Below are 20,010 nucleotides of genomic sequence, written 5' to 3'. Positions count from 1 at the left end.
CGCCCACCCCGACATCCGAACCTCTCGCGGAAAGCACCCATGCACCAGCACCCGTCGCCCCGTACCCCCCTGTCCCGCAGATCCGCCCTCACCGCCCTCGCGGCGGTCGGCACCCTGCTGCTGAGCGCCTGCTCCGACACCTCCGACACCTCCGCCACCGACACCCCTGCATCCGCCACGGGCGCCCCCGTCGACGGCGGCACCCTGCGCTACGCCGTCGCCGGATCACCCGCCACCGCCGGCGACGACCCGCACGGCGGCCTCGGCAACGAGTCCGACGTCCTGCGCTTCGCCCTGACCTACGACGTCCTGACCGTCCCCGGCGAGGACGGGAGGACCCGACCGCGCCTCGCGACGTCGTGGAAGCCCAACGACGCCATGGACCGCTGGACCCTCACCCTGCGCGAGGACGCCCGCTTCACCGACGGCGAGCCGGTGAGCGCCGCCGACGTGCTCTACTCCCTGCGGCGCATCGGCGGGAAGGCCGCCGAGAACTACGGCCGGCTCGCCGACTTCGACATGGCGAAGTCCACCGCCCCCGACGAGCACACCGTCGTCCTGGCCACCCGCGCCCCGATGGCCGACGCGCCCCGGGCCCTGGAATCCGTCACCTTCGTCGTCCCGGAGGGCACCAAGGACTTCTCCCGCCCCGTCACCGGCTCGGGTCCGTACCGGGTGGAGCGGACCGGCGCCCAGAGCACCGTCCTGACCCGCAACGAGAAGTGGTGGGGCGAGCGCCCGCACCTGGACAGGATCGAGATCCAGGCCGTCGCCGACCCCCAGGCACGTGCCGACGCCGTCGCCTCCGGGCAGGCCGACGTCGCCGGCAGCGTCAGCCCCGCCGCGGTCAAGAGCGCCGGCTCCTCGGCGAAGACCCGGGTCGTCCGGCGCGACGGAGTCACCGAGTACCCGTTCGTCATGCGCCTGGACACCGAGCCGTTCGACGATCCCAGGGTCCGTGAGGCGTTCCGCCTCGCCGCCGACCGCAAGGCCCTCGTCGACACCGTGTTCCTCGGCTACGGCAAGGTCGCCAACGACCTCCCCACCCCCTACGACCCCTCGGCCCCCGACGACCTGCCGCAGCGCGCCCGCGACGTGACGAAGGCCAGGAAGCTGCTGGCCGAGGCGGGTCACGCCGACGGACTGTCCGTCACCCTGCACACCACCACCTCCTACCCCGGCATGGACACCGCCGCCACCCTCTACGCCCAGCAGCTCGCCGACATCGGGGTCGACGCCGAGGTGAAGGTCGAGCCGGCGGACACCTACTGGACCGCCGTCTACGCCAAAAAGGCGTTCTACACCGGCTACTACGGCGGCATCTCCTTCCCCGACCTGGTCCGCGTCGGGCTGCTGTCCGACTCCCCGACCAACGAGACCGCCTGGCGCAGCAAGGCCTTCGACGACGGCTTCGCCCGGGCCATGTCGACCGCGGACGAGGCACGGCGCGAGGAACTGCTCTCCGGCATCCAGCGGGAACTGTGGAAGGACGGCGGCTACGTCGTCTGGGGCACCGGCGACGGCCTGGACCTCGCCGCGCCCGGCGTGCGCGGACTGCCCGACGGGCCCGGCTTCCAGCGCATGTTCATCGACCAGGTGTGGATGGCCAAGTGACGCTGCGCGCTGTCGGCCGTGCCCTGCGCCCGGTCTGCCGGGCCGTGGTCCTGGCCGTCGCCGCCACGGCCGTGGTCTTCACGGCCACCGAACTGCTCCCCGGCGACGCCGGGGAGCTGAGGACGACGGGCAGGGCCACCCGCGAGGACGTCGCGGCGGAGCGGGAGCGTCTCGGGCTGGACCGGCCGGCCGCGGTGCGCTACCTCGACTGGCTGTACGGCCTGGCCCGGGGGGACCTGGGACGCTCACTGGCGGGCGGCAGGCCGGTGGCGACGCTGTTCGCCGAGCGGCTGCCCGCCACCGCCGCCCTGGTCGCGGTGGCGCTGGCGCTCACCGTGCTGCTGACCGCGACCGCCCTGACCGTCACGTACCTGCGCGGCGGCCGGGGCGGCTCGGCCGCCACCGGGCTGGCCGCCGTGCCACAGCCGGTCCACGCGGCGGTGCTCGGCGCGGTCCTGGCGGGGCTGCTGGGCTGGCTGCCCCCCGTGTCCCTGCTGCCGCCGGGCGGCTCGCTCCTGGCGGACCCCCGGCTCCTGGTGCTGCCCGCCCTCACCCTGGCACTGCCCTCGGCCGCGTTCGCCACCGCCCTGCTGCGCGGGGCGCTGGGCGACGCCCTGCGCCGCCCGCACGTCGCCGACGCACGCCTGCGCGGACTGCCCGCCCCGCTCGTGCTGCACCGGCACGTCCTGCCCTTCCTGTACGCGCCGGCGCTCCAGGTGACGGCCCTGCTGACCGGAGGCCTCGTGGCGGGAACCGCCCTGGCGGAGACCCTGTTCGGCTATCCGGGCACCGGGCAGCTGCTGGTGTCCGCCGTCGCGGTGCGCGACGTGCCCGTCATCCAGGCCGCGGCCCTCCTCCCGGCCCTCGTCCTGCTGCTGGGCATGCTCCTGGCCGACCTGGCCGACCGCCGCACCGCGGTGCCGGGCCCCGCGGGGAACACCGGCCCGTCGGTGCCGGATGCGGGGAGGACCGTGTGACCGCCAGGTCCTTGCCGCTCCTGTCCGGAGCCGTCCGCCCCCCGGTGTCCGTGACCGCGGCCCTCACGCTGCTGGTGTGCGTGCCGCTCGGCCGGTACGCCGCCGCGCACCCACCGGAGCGAACGGTCGCCGCCCCGTGGACACCGCCCGGCGGACGCCATCCGCTCGGCACCGACGTCCTGGGACGCGACGTGCTGTCCCGTGTCCTGGCCGGGGGCACCCAGCTCCTGACGGTGTCCCTGCTCGCCGCGGTCGCCGCCGTCGTCTGCGGCACGGGCCTCGGTCTGGCCGCGGGCTGGTCGGGCGGCCGCACCGCCCGCACCGTACGGGCCCTGTGCGACGTGCTGCTGGCCGTCCCCGCCCTGGTCCTGGCGCTGGTCCTGGCCACCGCCCTGCCGGGGGCGACGGCGGTCGTCGTGGCGTCGGTACTCGCGGGAGCCCCGCTCACCGCGCGGGTCGTCGGCACGCAGTGCGCGCAGCTGCGTGACAGCGGGCACGTGCACGCCGCCGTCGAGCGCGGCGAGCGCGCACCCGCCGTCCTCTTCCACGAGGTACTGCCCGCCCTGCGCCGCCTGGTCGCCGCCGACGCCGGACTCCGGCTCGTCACGGCACTGCAGATCGCCGCGGCCCTCGCCGTGCTCGGCCTGGGGCCCCAGCCCCCGGACCCCGACTGGGCCCTGATGCTCAGCGAGAACCTGCCCGGCGCCGTGCTCAACCCCTGGGCGCTGCTGGCGCCCGCGCTTCCCCTGGCGGGCTGCGCCTGGGTGTTCGCCGCGGCGGCCCGGACGGCCGCCCGGGCTCCGGGGGAGGCGGCATGACGGTCCGCGTCCCCGACGAGTCCGTTCCTCCCGGTGCCCCGCTGCTGGCGGCCGAGGGCCTGACCGTTCGCCGTGCCCCGGACCGGGCCACCGTCCTGCCGTCGGTCGACCTCCGCGTCGGCCCGGGGGAGGTGCTGGCCGTCACCGGCGCGTCCGGTGCCGGCAAGTCCACGCTGCTGCGGGCCCTGCTCGACGTCCTCCCGGACGGACTGCACCGCGCGGCGGGCACCGTGCGCTGGCGCGGTGCGACGGTGCCGCAGGGCCGGGCGGCCAGGCGGTGGCGGCGTGCCCGGTGCGGCTGGCTGGCGCAGGACCCCGGCGCGGCCCTCCATCCGCTGTGGCGCGTGGACCGGCTGATCGGCGAGGAGTTCACCGGTGACGCCGCCGCCCGCGCCCGGCGGGTCGAGGCCCTGATGGACCGACTGGGCCTCGACCCGGGGCTCGCCTCCCGGCGGGCGGGGGAACTCTCCGGCGGACAGGCCCAACGGGTCGCCCTGGCCCGAGCCCTGTGTGCCGAGCCGGAGCTGCTGGTCCTGGACGAACCGACCTCGGCGCTGGACCGCGCGACGGCCGGGCTGGTGACCGAGGCGGTGCACTCCCTCCGTGGGGTCCCCGGCCGGTGCGTCGTCCTGGTCACGCACGATGCCCGGCTGGCCGCGGAACTGGCCGACCGGACACTGGTGCTCGCCGCCGACGCGGGTACGGCGGCCTCCCGCGCGGACGCCGCCGCGCGGCACACGCCGCATGCGACCGCCGTACGCGGACGGACGACGCGCACCCCCCGGAAGGAGCCGCTCCGCCCGTCCACCGATCCCGCGCCACCACGGGCCGGGCGTCCGCCCCGCACGGCGGGACCCGCCCCGTCTGCGGCCCCCGTGCTGTCGGCGCGGGGCCTGACCCTGCTCACTCCGGACGGCACACCGCTGCTCGACGCCGGCGACCTGGACCTTCCGGCGGGCGGCTGGCTGGCCGTCACGGGGCCGTCGGGCAGCGGCAAGACGACCCTGCTGCACGCCCTCGCGGGCCGCCGCCCACCGGCGGACGGACAACTGCTCCTGCACGGACACCCGCTGCCCGCCGGGACCCGCTCGCGTGACCGGCGGACGCTGCGCGCCGTCCAACTGGCCGGACAGGACGCGGTGGCGGAACTCAACCCGGCGCACACCGCCGGCCGGGCGGTGGCCCGGCCGCTGAAGGTGTTCCACGGCACGACCGCGGCGGCCGGGCGGGAACGCGTACGGGAACTCCTCGAAGCCGTGGGTCTGCCCGCCGGGCTGGCCGGCCGCAGACCGGTGGCGCTCTCCGGCGGCCAGCGCCGCCGGGTCGTCCTCGCCCGGGCGCTCGCCGCCGAGCCCGACGTGCTGCTGCTGGACGAACCCACCGCGGGCCTGGACCCGGACTCGGCACGACGCGTCCTCGACCTGCTGGACCGGCTGCGGGAGAACGGCCTTGCCGTCCTGACCGTCACGCACGACGCGGACACGGCCGCCCGCGCCGACCGCGTCCTCCACCTGACCGGGCGCCGCCTGGCCCCCGGCCGCCCCTGCCCCGCGCCCCTGCCTTCCGGGCATCCCCCCGACGAGAGAACGGAGTACTCCGGTGTCCCACGACACGACGGCTGAACACACCAGCCGGATCGCGGACCTGCTGGCCGCCCACCCCTGGGTGGCCCGGGCACGCCCCGCACCCGACGGCGGCGTCCGGGCCGTCCCGCATCCGGACGCCGTGGCCGCCTCACCCGAGCCGGGCCCCCTGCTGCGCGAGCACCTCGAACAGTGGGCCGAGGTCTACGAGTGGGTGTACGAGACGGCCGAGGGGCGGCACACCGACGACCTGGACCTGTCCGGGTGGCGGGCGTCCGACACCGGAGCGCCGCTGCCCGAGGCCCACATGCGCGACTGGGTGGACCGCACGGTGGACCTCGTCCTGGCCCAGCGCCCGACGCGGCTGCTGGAACTCGGCTGCGGCACCGGTCTGCTCGCCCACCGCCTGCACCCGCACCTGGACGGATACGTCGGCACCGACGTCGCCCAGGTCGCGGTGGACCGCCTCACCGGCGCCGGCCTGCCCCGCACCGCGTTCGTCCGGGCCGCCGCCCACGAGGCGGCGGCCTCCCGGGTGCGGGAGACCATGGACGCCGTCTTCGGCCCCGACGCGCTCCCCGACTGCCTGCTGCTCAACTCGGTCACCCAGTGCTTCCCCGACCTGGCCTACCTGACGGCCGTGCTGCACGGGGCACTGTCCGTCGTCGAGGACGGCGGCACCGTGATCGTCGGGGACATCCGGCACTCCGGCCTGCTGCTCGACCACTTCGGGCGGCTGGAACGGGCCCGTGACCCCGAGGCGGACGACACGACGGTCGCCGCCAGGGCCGCGGCCGCCGCCGAGGCGGACGAGGAACTGTCCTTCACCCCCGCGGCCGTCGCCGCGGCGGTCGCGGCCCAGCCGCGGCCGGTCCGCATGAGTGTGCACGCCCGCACCATGGCCGAGGACACCGAACTCACCCGCTACCGCTACGACGTCGTCCTGCGCGTCGGCCCGCCCACCGGAGGCCCGGACACCCGGCAGGTGCGCCGCGCGTCCTGGGGCGGACACCGGGGGAGCGGCGTCCGGGAAGCGCTGTGCGACGCGCTCGGCGAAGGTCCCGTCGTCGTCCACGGGATCCCCAACGCGCTTCTCCGCGACGCGCCCGGGGCGGTGACCCCGTACGCCCTGCGCGAGGCCCTGGAGGGAGAGGACGCCGCCGTGCTGCTCGACGTTGCCGACCCGCGCATGCTGGCCGTGGCGGCTCCCGCGGACTGCGCCCCCGCCGCCGCGGACGCCCCGGCGCCCCCCGGTCCGACCGCCCACGAGCCGTTCCCCCTGTTCGTGCGGCGCCGCCTGCCCGAGGTCCTGCGCGACCACCTGCGCCGGATCGAGCCGGACACGACACCGCCGGCGATCACCGTGGTGGACGTCGTCGAGGACGGCCACGCGTGAACGGGGCCCTCACCGACGAGATCCTCACCGGGCTGCCGGGCGTGACGGACTGGCACCTGGTGCGCGACGGCGGGCAGGACACCCTGCTGGTGGCGGGCCCGCCACCGGACACGCGGCCGCCGACCGGCCCCCGCCGCGACGACGCCCGCGCCGCGGGCCGGGCCGCGGACGCCGGTGACACCGCCGTACGCGGTACCGATCCGGCCGACCTCCCCGCGCTGATGCGGCAGCTCGACGAGACGGCGCTGCTGACGACGGCCCGCGTGCTCGACCGGACCCGGCTGTTCCGCGACGGCGGCCGGCGCGGCACCGACGAGATCCTCGAAGCCCTGGCGGTCGCACCCCGGCACGCGTGGATCGTACGGCGCTGGCTGGCCACCCTGACCGCGGAGGGCCGGCTCCGGCTGGACGCGGCGACGGGCCGCTACCACTCCCTCACGGTGCCGGACCGCCGCGACCACGCCCGGGCGCTGCGCGAGCTGGACGGCGCCTGCCGGGGCCTGGGCTACCCGGCGGCCATGACCCGCTTCTTCCGGGCCGCGGCCGAACGGCTCACGCTGCTGCTCCAGGACCGCACGTCACTGCAGGAGGTCCTCTTCCCCGACGGGGAGACGAGCACCGCGCAGGGCAACTACCGCGACAGCGTCCCCAGCCGGTGGGCCAACCACGCCGCGGCGTCCCTGATCGGCGATGAGGCCGGCCGCCGGACGACACCGGCCCCCCTGCGTGTCCTGGAGGCGGGCGCCGGCGTGGGCGGCACCACCGGCACCGTCCTGGAGGCGCTCGGCGGCACGCCCGTCGACTACCTGTTCACGGATGTCTCCCCGTTCTTCCTGCGGACGGCCAGGGACGTCTTCGGCGACCGCCCCGGCCTGCGCCACGCCCTGTTCGACATCCAGGCCGACCCGCTCGAGCAGGGCCTGGAGCCGGGATCCCGGGACGTCGTCCTGGCGGCGAACGTCCTGCACAACGCACGGCACGCCGGACGCTGTCTGGCGGCCCTGCGGGAACTGCTGGCGCCCGACGGGCTGCTGGTCCTGGTCGAGTCGTGCCAGGAGCACTACCAGGCGCTCACCTCCATGTACCTGCTGATGTCACCCGCGCCCGGTGAACAGGGCTGGTTCACGGACCTGCGAGCCGGCCAGGACCGGGTCTTCCTCACCGCCGGGGAGTGGACGCGGCAACTGGACGCGGCGGGCTTCGACCCCCTGCCCGTCCTGCCGCACGAGGGGCATCCCCTCGCCGCGGCCGCGGGCCAGCGTGTCATCGCGGGCCGGGTCAGGTCCCACGGTGCCCGCCCGGATCCCGCCCGCGTCCGCGCCGCACTCGCCGACCGCCTGTCCCCTTCCCTCCCCCCGCCACGGATCCATGCCGTGGACGACGTCATCCGCCCCACCACCCCGACTGGAGAACCCTGTTGACCTCAGCACCCGCCCCCGGGCACACCGCCGCCGTCCAGCCGGCCCCCGCCGATCTGGTCGACGCCGTCCGCGCCGTGTGGGCCGACGCCCTGGAGACCGACCTGGCCGCCGTACCGGCGGACGCCAGCTTCCTGAGCCTGGGAGGCGACTCCGTCCTGGCCGTCCGGATGGCCGCGATGCTCCGCAAACGGCTGGGCACACCGCTGGCGCTGGCGGACGTCCGCGTCGAGCAGAGCGCGGCCCAGCTCGCCGCCCTCGTCCACGAACGCAGCACCGGGTCGGCAGCGGGCGCACTGCGCCCGCTGCCCCTGGACCTGCGCCGGCGCGAGGACCCGGAGGCCCCGTTCCCGCTCCTCCCGCTCCAGCAGGGCTACTTCGTGGGCCAGCAGGACGCCTGGGAGCTGTCCTACCGCTCCGCACACCACTACGTGGACATCGGGCTGGAGGACATCGACGCCGACGAGGCCCCCGAGGCGCTGCAGGACGCCCTGGAACGCCTGGCCGAGCACCAGGCCGTCCTGCGGGCCCGGGTCCTGCCCGACGGCCGGCAGCGCATCCTGCCCCTGGACGATCCGCAGGCGGTCCCGCAGCTCCGGGTCACCGACCTGCGCGACGCCGACGAGGGGACGGCCGCGGCCCGGCTCGCGGAGATACGCCACGAGATGAGCACCGAGGGTCCCGACCCGTCCCGGGGCTGCGGTCTGGACATGCGCCTGACGCTGATGCCCGGCGACCGCGCCCGGCTGCACTCCTCGACCAGTCTGCTGATCATCGACGGCTGGTCCTCGGGCGTCTTCTACCGCGACCTGTTCGCCCTGGTCTCCGACTACAACGCCGTTCTCGCGCCGCTGGACATCGACTACGGCGACTACGTGACGACCCTGCGGGACCTGCCCGGCACCGAGGCGTGGCAGCAGGACCGCGACTGGTGGTGGGACCGCCTCGACGGCTTCCCGCTGCCGCCCGCGCTGCCGCTGGTGGCCGACGCCGGGGAGGTGCGCCCCACGCTGATGGGCACCCGGCAGGCGGTGCTCGATCCGGAGCGCTGGTCGCGGCTGCGCCGCTTGTGCACCGGGCACGGTGTGACCCCGTCCGCCGCGATGTTCGCCGCGTTCACGGCCGCCGTCGCCCGGGCCTGCGGTCACCGCCGTTTCCTGCTCAACACCCTGCAGTTGAACCGTCTTCCGCTCCACCCCGACGTGTCCCGCCTGGTGGGGGCCTTCTCCTCCACCATGCTCCTGCCGGTCGACCTGCCGGCGGCCCCCGTCTTCGCCGACCTCGCCGGCCGTGCCCAGCAGGACATCGGTGACGCCCTCGCCCACAACCTGATCACCGGCGTGGAGGTCTCCCGCGAACTGGGCCGCCGCCGGGGCACCCACCGTCCGGTGGCGCCGGTCGTCTTCCAGTCCACCCTGGGCGTGGACGCGGCGCTGGGCAGTGAGGTGCCCCAGGAGGCCGGACCGCTGGGCGTGATCGACCTGCTGAGCCACCACCAGCAGCTGCGGACTCCCCAGGTGGCCCTGGAGGTACGGCTGTTCGAGCTGCGCGGTGAGCTGGTGGTCGTCTTCTCGCTGGTGGAGGAGCTGTTCGCGGCAGAGGACGTCGACCGGATGTTCGGCGATCTCATGGCCACCGTGGAATCACTGGTCGAGCCGGACGGCTGGTCCGCCGTGGTCGAACTGCCCGACGCGGTCGACGGCGAGCAGGCGGAGCCGGCCCGGCGGGCACCCGGCCGGCGCCTGTCCGTCCCCGCGGCGGCGGTCGGCGCGGTGGAGCCGGGACCGCCCGGGGACGACACGGAACGAGCCGTCGCGGCGCACTGGCAGAAGCTGCTGGACTGCCCGGTCGACGAGCGCACCGCCGACTTCTTCGCGCTCGGTGGCGACTCGCTGCTCGCGATGCGGATGCTCGGGTCGCTCGCGCGGGAGGGACTGGGGCGGGTGGCGCCCCGCCGTTTCCTCCGGCAGCCCACGGTGGCCGGACTCGCCGCCGCCCTGCGTGAGCCGGACGACCGGTGACGAAGGTGCGGCGGGGGCGGATCCGCCCCCGCCGCACCCCGGTGTCAGCCGCCCAGTTCGGCGTCCTCGCGGAAGAGCTCCTGGTCGAGCCAGACCGCGGCACGGGCGCCGTCGGCGGCACCGGTGATCACGAAGGTGAGGGCGTCCGGCAGCGCCTCCAGCCGGGCGGTGTCGCCGGCCGCGTACACACCGGGCACGGACGTGCGCTGGAACCCGTCCACCCGCACGCAGCCGTCCGGCAGTATCCGGCACCCCAACTCCTCGGCCAGCGGGGAGTGCTGGCGGGTGGGCGCCCGATGGTAGACGCCCTGCCGCTCGAGCACCCGCCCGTCGGCGAGGACCAGGCGGACGGCGCCCTCCTCGCCCTCGACGCGGGCCACGGCCGTCTCCTCCACGGCGATCCCGGCGTCGGCGAGCCTGCCCGCGGCCTGCTCGGGCACCGGATGCCCGTTGGTGCACACGATCACGTCGGGACTGAAGCGGTCGGCGAGGTACAGGGCCTGCATGACCTGCGGCAGTTCGTGCCCCAGGACGGCCAGGCTCATCCCGCTGGTCTCCCAGCCGTGGCAGAACGGGCAGTGGTACACCCCCCGGCCGAACAACGCGGGCAGTCCCTCCACCTGCTCGTCGAGCACGTCGACCTGCCCCGTGGCGAGGACCAGTTTCCGGGTCCGCTCCACGGTGCCGTCGGCCAGCGTCAGGGCGAACCCCTGCGGCTCGGGCGCGGCGGCGGTGACGGTGGCCTCACGTACGGTCACGTTCGGGTAGGCGGTGAGCTGTTCCCGGCCTATGCGGCGCAGTTCGGCGGGCGGGAAGCCGTCACGGCTGAGGAACATGTGCATCCGGGCCGCGGCCGCGTTGCGGGGGCGGCCCGAGTCCAGCAGGAGGACCTGCCTGCGCTGCCGCCCGGACACCAGCGCCGCGTTGAGACCGGCGGGTCCCGCGCCCACCACGATCACGTCGAACATCGTCGTCACTTCCTTCTCGGCACAGTAAATAATGACTACGATAATAATTATCATTTTCATCAAGAGGATCGGTGGGACATGGCGGGAATACCGGCGCGACACCTGGCGGCCGTCGGCGTCATAGGCGGTTACGGAGCAGTCGGCAGCGCGGTCGTACGACGGCTCCACCGGGCTGGTGTCCACCCGCTGCTGGTGGCCGGCCGCGATCGGGGCCGGGCGGAAGCGCTGATCGCCGGCCTCCCGGAGGACGGCCCGGACGTGAGCGCGCTGGCCGTCGACCTGACCGACCCCCGTTCGCTGGACCGCTTCGCGGCGGGCTGCCGGCTCGTCGTCAACTGCGCGGGCCCCTCGTACCGTGTCCTCGACACGGTCGCGCGGGCCGCGCTGCGGGGCGGCGCGGACTACGTCGACGCGGCCGGTGACGACCCGGTCCACCACCTGCTGTCGGCCGACGGGGGCACCGGGCGGTGGGCGGCGGCCGGACGCGCGGCCGTGCTGTCCGCCGGCGCGCTGCCGGGCCTGTCGTCGCTGCTGCCCCGCGCACTGGCCGCCCGCGCCACCGGCGCCGTCGCGCTGGACGCCTACGTCGGGGGTGTCGCGCCGCTCACCCCGGCCGCCGCCGGTGACGTGCTGCTCGGCCGGGGACCGGAGCACGGCACGCCGGCGGCCGCCTGGCAGGAGGGCCGGCCGCGGGAGCGCGCGCTGGCGCCCCGCCGGGGCGTGCGGCTCGACGCCTTCCCCGCAGCCGTCGACGCCTTCCCCTTCCTGTCCACCGAGGCCGTCCGGCTGGCCCGCGCCACGGGCATCGGCCGGGTGCGCTGGTACACCGTCTTCGGCGGCGGGCGCCTGGCCGAGGAACTGGCCATGGCATGGGCGCTGGACAGCACGGAGACCGCCGACCTGGTCGCGGCGGCCGACGAGGACGTGCGGCGCCACGGGGCCTGGTACGGACAGGAGTTCCACCTCTGGGACGGAGTGGCGGACGGCCCGCCCACCACGAGGCTCGTCCTGCGCGCCGAGGACTCCTACGAGCTGAGCGGGTTCCTCGCCGCCGCGGCCGCTCTCCGGGCGCTCGACGGCGAGATCGCTCCCGGTGTGCACTTCGCCGCGGACGTGCTCGACCCCCTGCGCGTCGCCGAGGACCTGGCGGCCGACGGCGCGGCGGAACTCACGACACGGTGAGGGGCCGTCGGCGCGCCCCCGGCCGGTGGACGGACCGGGGGCGCGCCGACGGGCAGGCGGTTCCGCGGATCACCCGTGCACCACCGGCCGGTCAGGAGCCGGTCCTGCGCTCGCCGGCCCGGGGCGGCAACCGCCGCACACCCCCGTGAGTTCGACCGTGTGGTCCACCGCGTGGAACCCGATGTCACGGGCGACCCTCGCCACCCACTGCTCGACCTCCTCGGAGTCGACCGCCAGGCTGAGCCCGCACTCCCGGCAGACGAGGTAGTGGCGGTGGCCGTCGTCCGGCCTGGGCCGGTAGAGGCGTTCGCCGTCACTGTCACGCACCACGTCGACGTGTCCGGCCGCCTCCAGTAACCGGAGCGTGCGGTAGACGGTGCTCAGCCCCACCGCCGCGCCGTCCGTGACCAGGGCGGCGTGCAGGGTCTGCGCCGAGACGAAAACGTCACCGGCGCGCAGGGCCCCGAGGACCGCGGCCCGTTGCGGGGTGGTGCGCCACTCACCGGGGACCGTTCCGTGCACGAGTGCGTCTCCCGTCGCGTCTGGGGGCCGTCCGGGCGCACTCCGAGTGCCCGGACGGCCCGGTTGATCCGGCCGGGGTCCTCGCGGCCGTGGCGCCTGCCGCGCTGCGCCCGGCGTGCGTCCCCCGCCGCACCGCCCGAAGGCCCGGGTGCGTCCGGTGCGAGGACTTCCGGGCGTACCCGGGTGCCCGCCCTCCCGAACTCACGGCTTCGCGCGACCAGGGGGACCCCACGACGGCGTGCGGCAGCCCTCCGGGCGACGACGCCGTTTTCGCCACAGGCGTCAGAGGGCCGCTGCCCGGTCCCTGTGGTCGTGCTCGAGCTCGCAGATCCCTCCGGTGTCCCACGCGGGAAAGGGGTCGTCGGCGGGCACCTGTTCGCCGTCGGCCGTCAGGCATGCGGCGAGGGCGGCGCGCAGCCCCGGCTCCCGCAGGCCGACCCCGATGAACACCAGCTCCTGGGCGTGGGGCGCGTCCGCGTCCCTGACCCCGGACGGCTCGAAGCGGGCCACGGTCCCGGCCTGCGACCACAGGCCGGTCACACCCTCGCGGCCGGCGAGTGTGAAGAAGCCCTTGGAACGCAGCACCTGACCGTACGCTCCGCTGTCCAGGTCCTCGGTGACGAAGGTCCACAGGCGTCCGGGATGGAACGGGGCGGAGGACCGGAAGACCAGGGAGGAGATGCCGTACTCCTCGGTCTCCGGAACGTGGTCGCCGTTGAGCTCCTGGACCCAGCCCGGCGCCTGCTGCGCGCGCTCCAGGTCGAACCGTCCGGTGTCCAGCACGTCGTGGACACCGACCCGGCCGTGCACCGCGGGAATCAGACGGGCCGTCGGGTTCAGCCGCGCCAGCACCCCGCGCACCCGGTCGGCGTCGGCTTCGCCGACCAGGTCCAGCTTGTTGAGCACGAGCACGTCGGCGAACTCGACCTGGTCGATCAGCAGGTCGCTCACGGTGCGCTCGTCGTCCTCGTAGGGGGCGAGCCCCCGTTCGGCGAGGTCGTCCCCGGTCCCCAGTTCGGCGAGGAAGGTGGCGGCGTCCACGACGGTGACCATGGTGTCCAGCCGGGCCACATCGTCCAGGGTGGCTCCGTCGTCGCGGGCGAAGGCGAAGGTGGCCGCCACGGGCATCGGCTCGGAGATGCCGCTCGATTCGATGAGCAGGTAGTCGAAGCGGCCCTCCCGGGCGAGCCGGGCGACCTCCTCCAGCAGGTCGTCCCGCAGCGTGCAGCAGATGCAGCCGTTGGTCATCTCCACCAGGCGTTCCTCGGTGCGGGAGAGCGCCGCCTCGCCCCCGCGCACGAGGGCGGCGTCGATGTTGACCTCGCTCATGTCGTTGACGATCACGGCGACGCGCAGGCCCTCGCGGTTGGTGAGGACGTGGTTGAGGAGCGTCGTCTTGCCGGCGCCGAGGAAGCCCGACAGCACGGTGACGGGCAGGTGCCGCGTGGGCATCGGTGTCAGTCCTCCGGACGCAGCAGGCCGCGCCGGTAGGCGGGCACGAGGTGCTGGGGTACCCGGTGGGTCGCACCGTCCACCGTGACCGGCACCAGATTCGGGGTGCTCGCCTTCCACTGGGCGCGGCGGTGACGGGTGTTGCTGCGGGACATCTTGCGCTTGGGCACGGCCACGAGCGGTTCCTCTCGGTCGGGACGGTCGTACGGCGCGCTGCGCGCCGCCGACGGGCAGGGGGGACTGGCTCGACCGGGTCGGAGGTCGTCGGCCACGACACCGCACCGGGGAGGCACCGACAGCATACGACAACGGTTTTCATGTGTGATAGTCGTCCGCCTCCGGAGGGCCGTGCGCCTCCCTCGCGCCGAGGCACCCCGTCCCGCCCCCGGCGCGGCAGGAGGCGGGCAGCCGGTCGCGCACCGGCGGCTGCCCGGTGCTCCGTCGGGAGGCGAACTCCCGCTCGGGAAGAGCGTGCTCCCTCGAGGCGTGCGGCCCCGCCGGTGAGGGATCCCGCCGGTCGTGACGGCGAGTACCGGCTGCTTCCCGGCTTGTCCGGGCACGGCTGTCGCGGTCGAGGGCGGGGTCGTTTGCGGCCCACGGGCCCGCAACGAGCTGCCCGCGTCCGGTGCCGGTGCGGAACCGGACCCGCGGGCTCCAGGCCGGACGCGGACGCGGCAGCGCGCTCGTCAGGGTCCGCCGGGGGCCCGCGCTCAGGCCGAGGCCCTCCGGGCCAGGACCGCGGGGTGACCACGGAGGCGGTCACCGGGCCGGCCGTCAGGGCGCCCCGGCTCTCACCCGCCCGACCGAACGGATCCTTGCTTGAAGTATTGACCGCCCGTTGCCGCGAGCCTACGTTGACCGCGTCCTGAGAGCGCTCTCAGAAAGGTCGCCCATGAGATTCCGTAGACGTCTGGCGCTACTGTCGGCGGCCGCCCTGGCCGCCACGGGGCTGGCGGCCACCGTCGGCGGCGGTGTAGCCTCCGCCGCCACCATCGAGGTGGGCAAGGGGAGCTACAGCGACGGGCGTCCGGCCGGGAGCAAGGGCCCGACCAACAGCGACGGCCGGCCCGTCGAGCCCAAGGTCACGCCCGCCATGGCGGACAAGCCGGTACCGACCAACGACTGGTGGTCCTCGCTGGTCTTCCAGCGGTTCGCCGGCAACCCCTGGTCGGAGAACATGTACGGACACCCCCTCACCTACAAGGCGGTGTCCGGCGGTCTGGAGGTCGGCTACCCGACCACCCACCGGATCGTGGGCGACGGCCGCCAGTACGAGCTGCCGCACCAGGCCGACCTGACCCTCGGCCTGGCGGGCCTCGACTCCCCGGACGCCAAGGCGGACGGGTGGAGCGACTGGACCGTCACCCCGTACTGGAACGACGGCGCGCGCACCCTGCGGGCGACCATCGGCCACGGCCTGCCGTACGTGTACGCGGAGGGCACCGGCGGCGCGGCACAGATCAGCGCCGCGGCCCCGCCGACCGTCTTCGCCGACCGGGGCGACGTCCTCGGCGTCACCATCTCGGGCCACCACTACGCGCTGTTCGCCCCGAGCGGCAGCGACTGGACCGTCTCCGGCAACGAGATCCGTGCCGACCTCGGGGCCGAGGACTACTTCTCCCTGGCGGTCCTCCCCGACCGGGAGGCGCTCGCCGACTACGAGAAGTACGCCTTCAGCTTCGTGACCGGCTCCGAGGTGGACTGGGACTACCGGGAGGGCGAGGGCGAGGTCGAGGCGACCTACACGCTGACCACCGAGGCGAAGCAGGGCGAGGAGACCGGCACCCTCCAGGCGCTCTACCGCCACCAGTGGCTGCACACCTCCGACCCGCTGACCGACCACAGGTACGTCTCGTCGCGCGGCGAGATGAAGGTCCGCGAGGGCACGTCGTTCACCACCACGCAGAAGGTGAACGGGGTCCTGCCGGGGCTGCCGGGCGCCCCGGGCGTCGACGAGGCGAAGCTCAGGACCTACATCGACGCCGTACTGGCGCAGGACGATCCGTTCAGCGGTGCCACCGACACCTACTGGACCGGCAAGGCGCTGGGCAAGCTCGCCCAGCTCGTGCCGATCGCCGAGCAGATCGGTGAGACGGCGAGCCGCGACAGGCTCCTCCAGCTCATCAAGGCCCGCATGGAGGAGTGGTTCACCGTCGGCGGCCCGTCCGAGTTCTCCTACGACAAGGACTGGCGCACCCTCATCGGCTACCCGGCCTCCTACGGCAGCGACCAGGAGCTGAACGACCACCACTTCCACTACTCGTACTACGTGATGGCGGCGGCGACCGTGGCGCAGTACGACCCGCGGTGGGCCGCCGACTCCGAGTGGGGCGGCATGGTCGAAGAACTCATCAAGGACGCCGCCAACCCGGCCAGGGACGACACCGAGTACCCGTTCCTGCGCGGCTTCGACGTCTACGCCGGCCACAGCTGGGCCGCCGGCCACGAGGCCTTCGCCGCCGGCAACAACCAGGAGTCGTCCTCGGAGTCGATCAACCTGAGCGCCGGCCTGATCATGTGGGGCTCGGCCATGGGGGACGAGGCGCTGCGCGACCAGGGCGTCTACATGATGATGACCGAGTCGGAGTCGATCGCGCAGTACTGGTTCGACGCCGACCAGCAGGTCTACCCGGAGGACTTCACCCACGACGTCGTCGGCATGGTCTGGGGCAGCGGCGGCGCCTACTCCACCTGGTGGACCGCCAACCCCGAGGAGATCCACGGCATCAACTTCCTCCCCGTGACCGGTGGTTCGCTGCACCTGGCCAGGGAGAAGGACATGCTCCGCCGCAGCGTGGCCGAGATGCAGAGGGAGAACGGCGGTCCGGCCGTCGAGTGGCGCGACATCTTCTGGCAGGTCCAGGCGCTGTACGACCCGGCCGGGGCCATGGCGGCCTGGGACCGGGAGAACGGCGGCTACGTCCCCGAGGAGGGCGAGACGAAGGCCCACACCTACCACTGGGTCTCCACGATGAACTCCATCGGTGCGCCGGACATGACCGTCACGGCCAACACGCCCACGGCCGTCGCCTTCGACAAGAACGGCACCACGACGTACGCCGCGCACAACTACGGAGCCGAGCGGTGCTCGGTGCTGTTCTCCGACGGCGGCGTGCTGAACGTCCCGGCGAAGTCGGCCGCGTCCGGAGCGGGCGACGACACCCGGCTCGGGACGCTCTGCGGCGCCGCGGACGGCGGCGGGCAGGAGCCGCCCCCGGCCGACGACAGGCCCACCGCGCCCGGCACCCCGGTCGCGAGCGACGTCACCGACACCTCCGTCAAGCTGACCTGGGACGCGGCGACCGACGACAAGGGCGTCAAGGACTACGACGTCCTCCGCGACGGCACGAAGGTCGCCACGGTCACCGGGACCACGCACACCGACACCGGGCTGGCCCCCGGCACCGAGCACACCTACGGCGTCAAGGCCCGCGACACCGCGGGCCAGGTCGGTCCGGCGAGCGGCACCGTGACCGTCACCACCACAGGTGACGCTCCTCCGCCGCAGGTCACGGGCGACACCTTCTACCTGCGGTCGGGCGGCGAACTCGCCACCCGGGCGGCCACGACGGGCTCCTTCGACACCGTCCCGTCCGCCGGCGGCACGAACAACGACGGAACGCCGAAGAACCCGCTCGTCTACGAGGTGAAGAACGTCAAGGGCACCCTGAAGCCGGGCTCCGGCACGGCCTTCACCCTCAAGACGGACGCCGGCACCTTTGTCGGGCACGCCCAGCAGGCCCGGGTGTCGTACGACCTGACCGGTGACGGCACGTTCGACCGCGTCGAAACGTTCCGCTACTTCGCCACCGATCCGGTCCCCGGCTGGGAGGAGTACTCCTCCGCCCGGCAGGGGCTGCACTCCGCCTCGGGCACCCCGGGCGACCTGAACGGCGGCACCGTCCGCGTGGAGGTCTGGAACGCGCTGGGCAACGGTCCGTCCACCCTCCGGGTGGGCACGGACTCCGTCCTCACCATCCCGTTCACCTGATCAGGTGCCCGGCCCCGCTCCGGTGGGACCTCCCACCGGAGCGGGGCCGGGCACCGAACACCCGACACCCGGCCCCGCGCCGTGCTCCCGCAGGCCCGTCCCCGGGGTGACGCAGAGCCTGCCGTACACCCGGCCGGAACGCGCCCCGACGGCACGGACCGAAACCGTGAGGCCACCGGGGGCCAGGAGGCCTGAGCACCACGGCCCCGGGCGTGGCAGGTCAGATCCGGTCCCGCCCTTGGCCGCCGATGCCGACAGCGGCGACGAATCCGGACGGGGCCTGCCCCTCGTCGCCCCGCTCGCCGGCGCCTGGGGCTGCGAGCCCCGCCGCCCGGGCGGCAAGACGGTGTGGGCGGAGTGCGCCCGGCGGACTGCCCGGACAGGGCGGTGGGCAGGGCAAGGGCACTCTGCCGCCAGTGCCCCGCCCGCGCTGCTCACTACGGCCCGGCCGTCGGCCGGCCCACCCCCAGGACGTGCCCCGGACCTCCCGGCGGTCCCGGAGACACCTCGGCGTCTCGGCGAGCGACTCCCGGTTGTGTTTCTTCTCCAGCAGGAACAACCGGATGCCCGGCGACCGCCGCCACGTCCGCTCCGACGTCCTCGCCGCGTTCTTCCGCACGACGAAGGGGGAACGGGGCCGCATCCTGCGCTGCGCAAGGCGGGCGGGTTCTTCCTGCCCGACGACACCACCGCAGGGCGCCCGGCGGTCGCGCCCCGTGAGGTGCCGTCGACGGCCGGTGCCCGGGCGCCGTACGGTCGGCGGTGGCCACACCGGGCCGGCCGGGCGCCCGACCCCGGCCACAGGAAAGGAGGGCGGGAAACGCCGATGGAGGACAAGGACCCCTGGATCAGGCCACTGCGCGGCGCCGTGCCACCTCGCGCGCGCGTGCTCTTCTTTCCGCACGCCGGTGGTGCCGCCTCGTTCTACGCGCCGTTCGCGCGGCGGTTCCCCGCGGGGTACGACGTCGCGGCCGTTCAGTACCCCGGGCGGCAGGAACGCTTCGGCGAGCCGTTCGTGGCGACGGTGGAAGGGCTCGCCGACCGGCTGGCGCCCTCCCTGCGGCGATGGACGGCGGAGCCCGTGCCGCTCGTACTCGTCGGCCACAGCATGGGGGCGTCCGTCGCCTTCGAGTCGGTGCTCCGGCTCGGACGCGACCGGTTGACGGCGCGCTGTCGTCTCGTCGTTTCCGGCCGGTCCGCCCCGTCGGCACCGCGCGAGGTCCCCGCTCCCGACTCCGACCAGGAGATCCTCGACCACCTTGCCGGCCTCGGCGGCACCGACCCGGCGATCGTCCGCAACCCGGACCTCATGGACCTGTTCCTGCCCGTCCTGCGCAATGACTACCGGGCGGTCGCCCGGTACCGGCCGGTTCCCGACGCCGTGGTGGACACGCCCGTCCTCTGTCTGACCGGGGACCGGGACCCGCAGGTCGCGCCGGAGCAGGCCGCGGCCTGGAAAAGTCACACCACGGGCGGTTTCCGGCTGGAAATCCTCCCCGGGGAACACTTCTTCCTGACGGACCATCCGGACACGGTCGTGCGGCTCGTCACCCGGTGCGCCGGCGCCGACGGGCCGTGACGGGCCGCTCGTTCGCGGGGCGCGGGGGCTCGCGGTACTGCTGCGACCTCGTGGGTGTACGCCCGCGCACACATGGTGACCGTCAGTGCCGGTCGCTCCCCCCGCGCGCCGGATCGTCCCCCGTACCGTGCGCCGGCCAAGAGGGCCGATCCGAACCGCCGTTCGGACGTGCCGTCGCCGGATCTGGCCGAAACCCACGGGCGGGCGTCCGCGCGTCCGGGGCGGACGGTGCAGGTGGCCGCGGTCGTGGCCCAAGCGCCGAGAGGAAAGCCAATTCTCCTTTCACGCAAGGGGTTTGAGTGCGCAGCGAGGGGACACCCGCCCTTGACGCTGAGTTACTTGCCAGCCATCTCCCCCTCAGTTTCGGGGGGTTGCCATCCGGTGACACGACGTGAAAACTGTGAGCGCGTTCGTCCCGGACGGATCGTGCCGAAGCGCCTTTTGGGCGTGCAAAGCGCTCAATCATGGGGCAGGAGAGCTCTGCGCGGA

At 74.6% G+C, this 20,010-nt stretch carries 14 protein-coding genes; 10 read left to right on the top strand and 4 right to left on the bottom strand.

Annotated elements, in window-relative coordinates; all coding sequences use genetic code 11:
* Positions 1 to 39 precede the first annotated feature (39 nt).
* From TU30_RS09360 to TU30_RS09330, 7 genes are read left to right on the top strand one after another with little or no spacing between them, the layout of a single operon-like run.
* Positions 40 to 1,614, top strand: a complete 1,575-nt coding sequence (locus TU30_RS09360; protein ID WP_042167028.1) for an ABC transporter substrate-binding protein — start codon at positions 40 to 42, stop codon at positions 1,612 to 1,614.
* Positions 1,611 to 2,591 carry an ABC transporter permease gene (locus tag TU30_RS09355; protein ID WP_199816838.1) on the top strand — a complete coding sequence of 327 codons (981 nt, stop codon included), beginning with the start codon at positions 1,611 to 1,613 and terminating at the stop codon, positions 2,589 to 2,591. The genes TU30_RS09360 and TU30_RS09355 overlap by 4 nt, the downstream gene beginning before the upstream one ends.
* A complete protein-coding gene (locus tag TU30_RS09350) occupies positions 2,588 to 3,409 on the top strand; it encodes an ABC transporter permease (RefSeq protein WP_199816837.1) in 822 nt (273 codons plus the stop codon). The genes TU30_RS09355 and TU30_RS09350 overlap by 4 nt, the downstream gene beginning before the upstream one ends.
* Positions 3,406 to 5,031 (top strand): ABC transporter ATP-binding protein, encoded by a 1,626-nt coding sequence (locus tag TU30_RS09345; protein ID WP_042167027.1) that lies wholly within the window; start codon positions 3,406 to 3,408, stop codon positions 5,029 to 5,031. Before TU30_RS09350 ends, TU30_RS09345 begins: the two co-directional genes overlap by 4 nt.
* A complete protein-coding gene (locus tag TU30_RS09340) occupies positions 5,009 to 6,388 on the top strand; it encodes a hypothetical protein (protein WP_199816836.1) in 1,380 nt (459 codons plus the stop codon). Before TU30_RS09345 ends, TU30_RS09340 begins: the two co-directional genes overlap by 23 nt.
* Positions 6,385 to 7,809: a class I SAM-dependent methyltransferase gene (locus TU30_RS09335; RefSeq protein ID WP_042167025.1), complete on the top strand. Its 1,425-nt coding sequence runs from the start codon at positions 6,385 to 6,387 to the stop codon at positions 7,807 to 7,809. Before TU30_RS09340 ends, TU30_RS09335 begins: the two co-directional genes overlap by 4 nt.
* Positions 7,806 to 9,827: a condensation domain-containing protein gene (locus TU30_RS09330; RefSeq protein ID WP_199816835.1), complete on the top strand. Its 2,022-nt coding sequence runs from the start codon at positions 7,806 to 7,808 to the stop codon at positions 9,825 to 9,827. Before TU30_RS09335 ends, TU30_RS09330 begins: the two co-directional genes overlap by 4 nt.
* A 44-nt stretch (positions 9,828 to 9,871) precedes the next feature.
* Here the strand turns inward: TU30_RS09330 and TU30_RS09325 are convergent, their stop codons facing one another.
* The gene (locus TU30_RS09325; RefSeq protein WP_042167021.1) at positions 9,872 to 10,795 is read right to left on the bottom strand and encodes an NAD(P)/FAD-dependent oxidoreductase; all 924 of its coding nucleotides are present in this window, start codon (positions 10,793 to 10,795) and stop codon (positions 9,872 to 9,874) included.
* A 78-nt stretch (positions 10,796 to 10,873) separates the two neighbouring features.
* Between TU30_RS09325 and TU30_RS09320 the strand changes: the two genes are divergently transcribed.
* Entirely contained in the window at positions 10,874 to 11,977 is a 1,104-nt protein-coding gene (locus TU30_RS09320; protein ID WP_042167018.1) for a saccharopine dehydrogenase NADP-binding domain-containing protein, read from the top strand.
* A 69-nt stretch (positions 11,978 to 12,046) separates the two neighbouring features.
* Here the strand turns inward: TU30_RS09320 and TU30_RS09315 are convergent, their stop codons facing one another.
* The 3 genes from TU30_RS09315 to rpmF all read right to left on the bottom strand — a co-directional run bounded on the left by TU30_RS09315 (position 12,047) and on the right by rpmF (position 14,127).
* A complete protein-coding gene (locus TU30_RS09315) occupies positions 12,047 to 12,499 on the bottom strand; it encodes a Fur family transcriptional regulator (protein WP_042167016.1) in 453 nt (150 codons plus the stop codon).
* 282 nt (positions 12,500 to 12,781) lie between these two features.
* On the bottom strand, positions 12,782 to 13,951 hold the full coding sequence (locus TU30_RS09310) for a GTP-binding protein (protein ID WP_042167013.1): 1,170 nt from the start codon (positions 13,949 to 13,951) through the stop codon (positions 12,782 to 12,784).
* Positions 13,952 to 13,956: 5 nt separating this feature from the next.
* Positions 13,957 to 14,127: a 50S ribosomal protein L32 gene (rpmF, locus tag TU30_RS09305; protein WP_042167010.1), complete on the bottom strand. Its 171-nt coding sequence runs from the start codon at positions 14,125 to 14,127 to the stop codon at positions 13,957 to 13,959.
* Between the two features lie 716 nt (positions 14,128 to 14,843).
* On the opposite strand from rpmF, the gene TU30_RS09300 reads away from it, so the two are divergent.
* On the top strand, positions 14,844 to 17,942 hold the full coding sequence (locus TU30_RS09300; RefSeq protein ID WP_042167008.1) for a glycosyl hydrolase: 3,099 nt from the start codon (positions 14,844 to 14,846) through the stop codon (positions 17,940 to 17,942).
* Positions 17,943 to 18,768: 826 nt separating this feature from the next.
* Positions 18,769 to 19,521: a thioesterase II family protein gene (locus tag TU30_RS09295; protein ID WP_042166997.1), complete on the top strand. Its 753-nt coding sequence runs from the start codon at positions 18,769 to 18,771 to the stop codon at positions 19,519 to 19,521.
* The last annotated feature ends 489 nt before the right edge of the window (positions 19,522 to 20,010 follow it).

Origin of the sequence: Streptomyces sp. NBRC 110035 (assembly GCF_000829695.1) — a bacterium.
GTDB lineage: Bacteria > Actinomycetota > Actinomycetes > Streptomycetales > Streptomycetaceae > Streptomyces.
The sequence above is the reverse complement of the archived record's forward strand: the minus strand, read 5'-3'. Positions and strand labels throughout refer to the sequence as shown.

Bases quoted from the DNA above. Each gene is read 5' to 3' on its own strand.
- TU30_RS09360 (WP_042167028.1), top strand. From the start codon at position 40: ATGCACCAGCACCCGTCGCCCCGTACCCCCCTGTCCCGCAGATCCGCC.
- TU30_RS09345 (WP_042167027.1), top strand. From the start codon at position 3,406: ATGACGGTCCGCGTCCCCGACGAGTCCGTTCCTCCCGGTGCCCCGCTG.
- TU30_RS09325 (WP_042167021.1), bottom strand. From the start codon at position 10,795: ATGTTCGACGTGATCGTGGTGGGCGCGGGACCCGCCGGTCTCAACGCG.
- TU30_RS09320 (WP_042167018.1), top strand. From the start codon at position 10,874: ATGGCGGGAATACCGGCGCGACACCTGGCGGCCGTCGGCGTCATAGGC.
- TU30_RS09310 (WP_042167013.1), bottom strand. From the start codon at position 13,951: ATGCCCACGCGGCACCTGCCCGTCACCGTGCTGTCGGGCTTCCTCGGC.
- TU30_RS09300 (WP_042167008.1), top strand. From the start codon at position 14,844: ATGAGATTCCGTAGACGTCTGGCGCTACTGTCGGCGGCCGCCCTGGCC.
- TU30_RS09295 (WP_042166997.1), top strand. From the start codon at position 18,769: ATGGAGGACAAGGACCCCTGGATCAGGCCACTGCGCGGCGCCGTGCCA.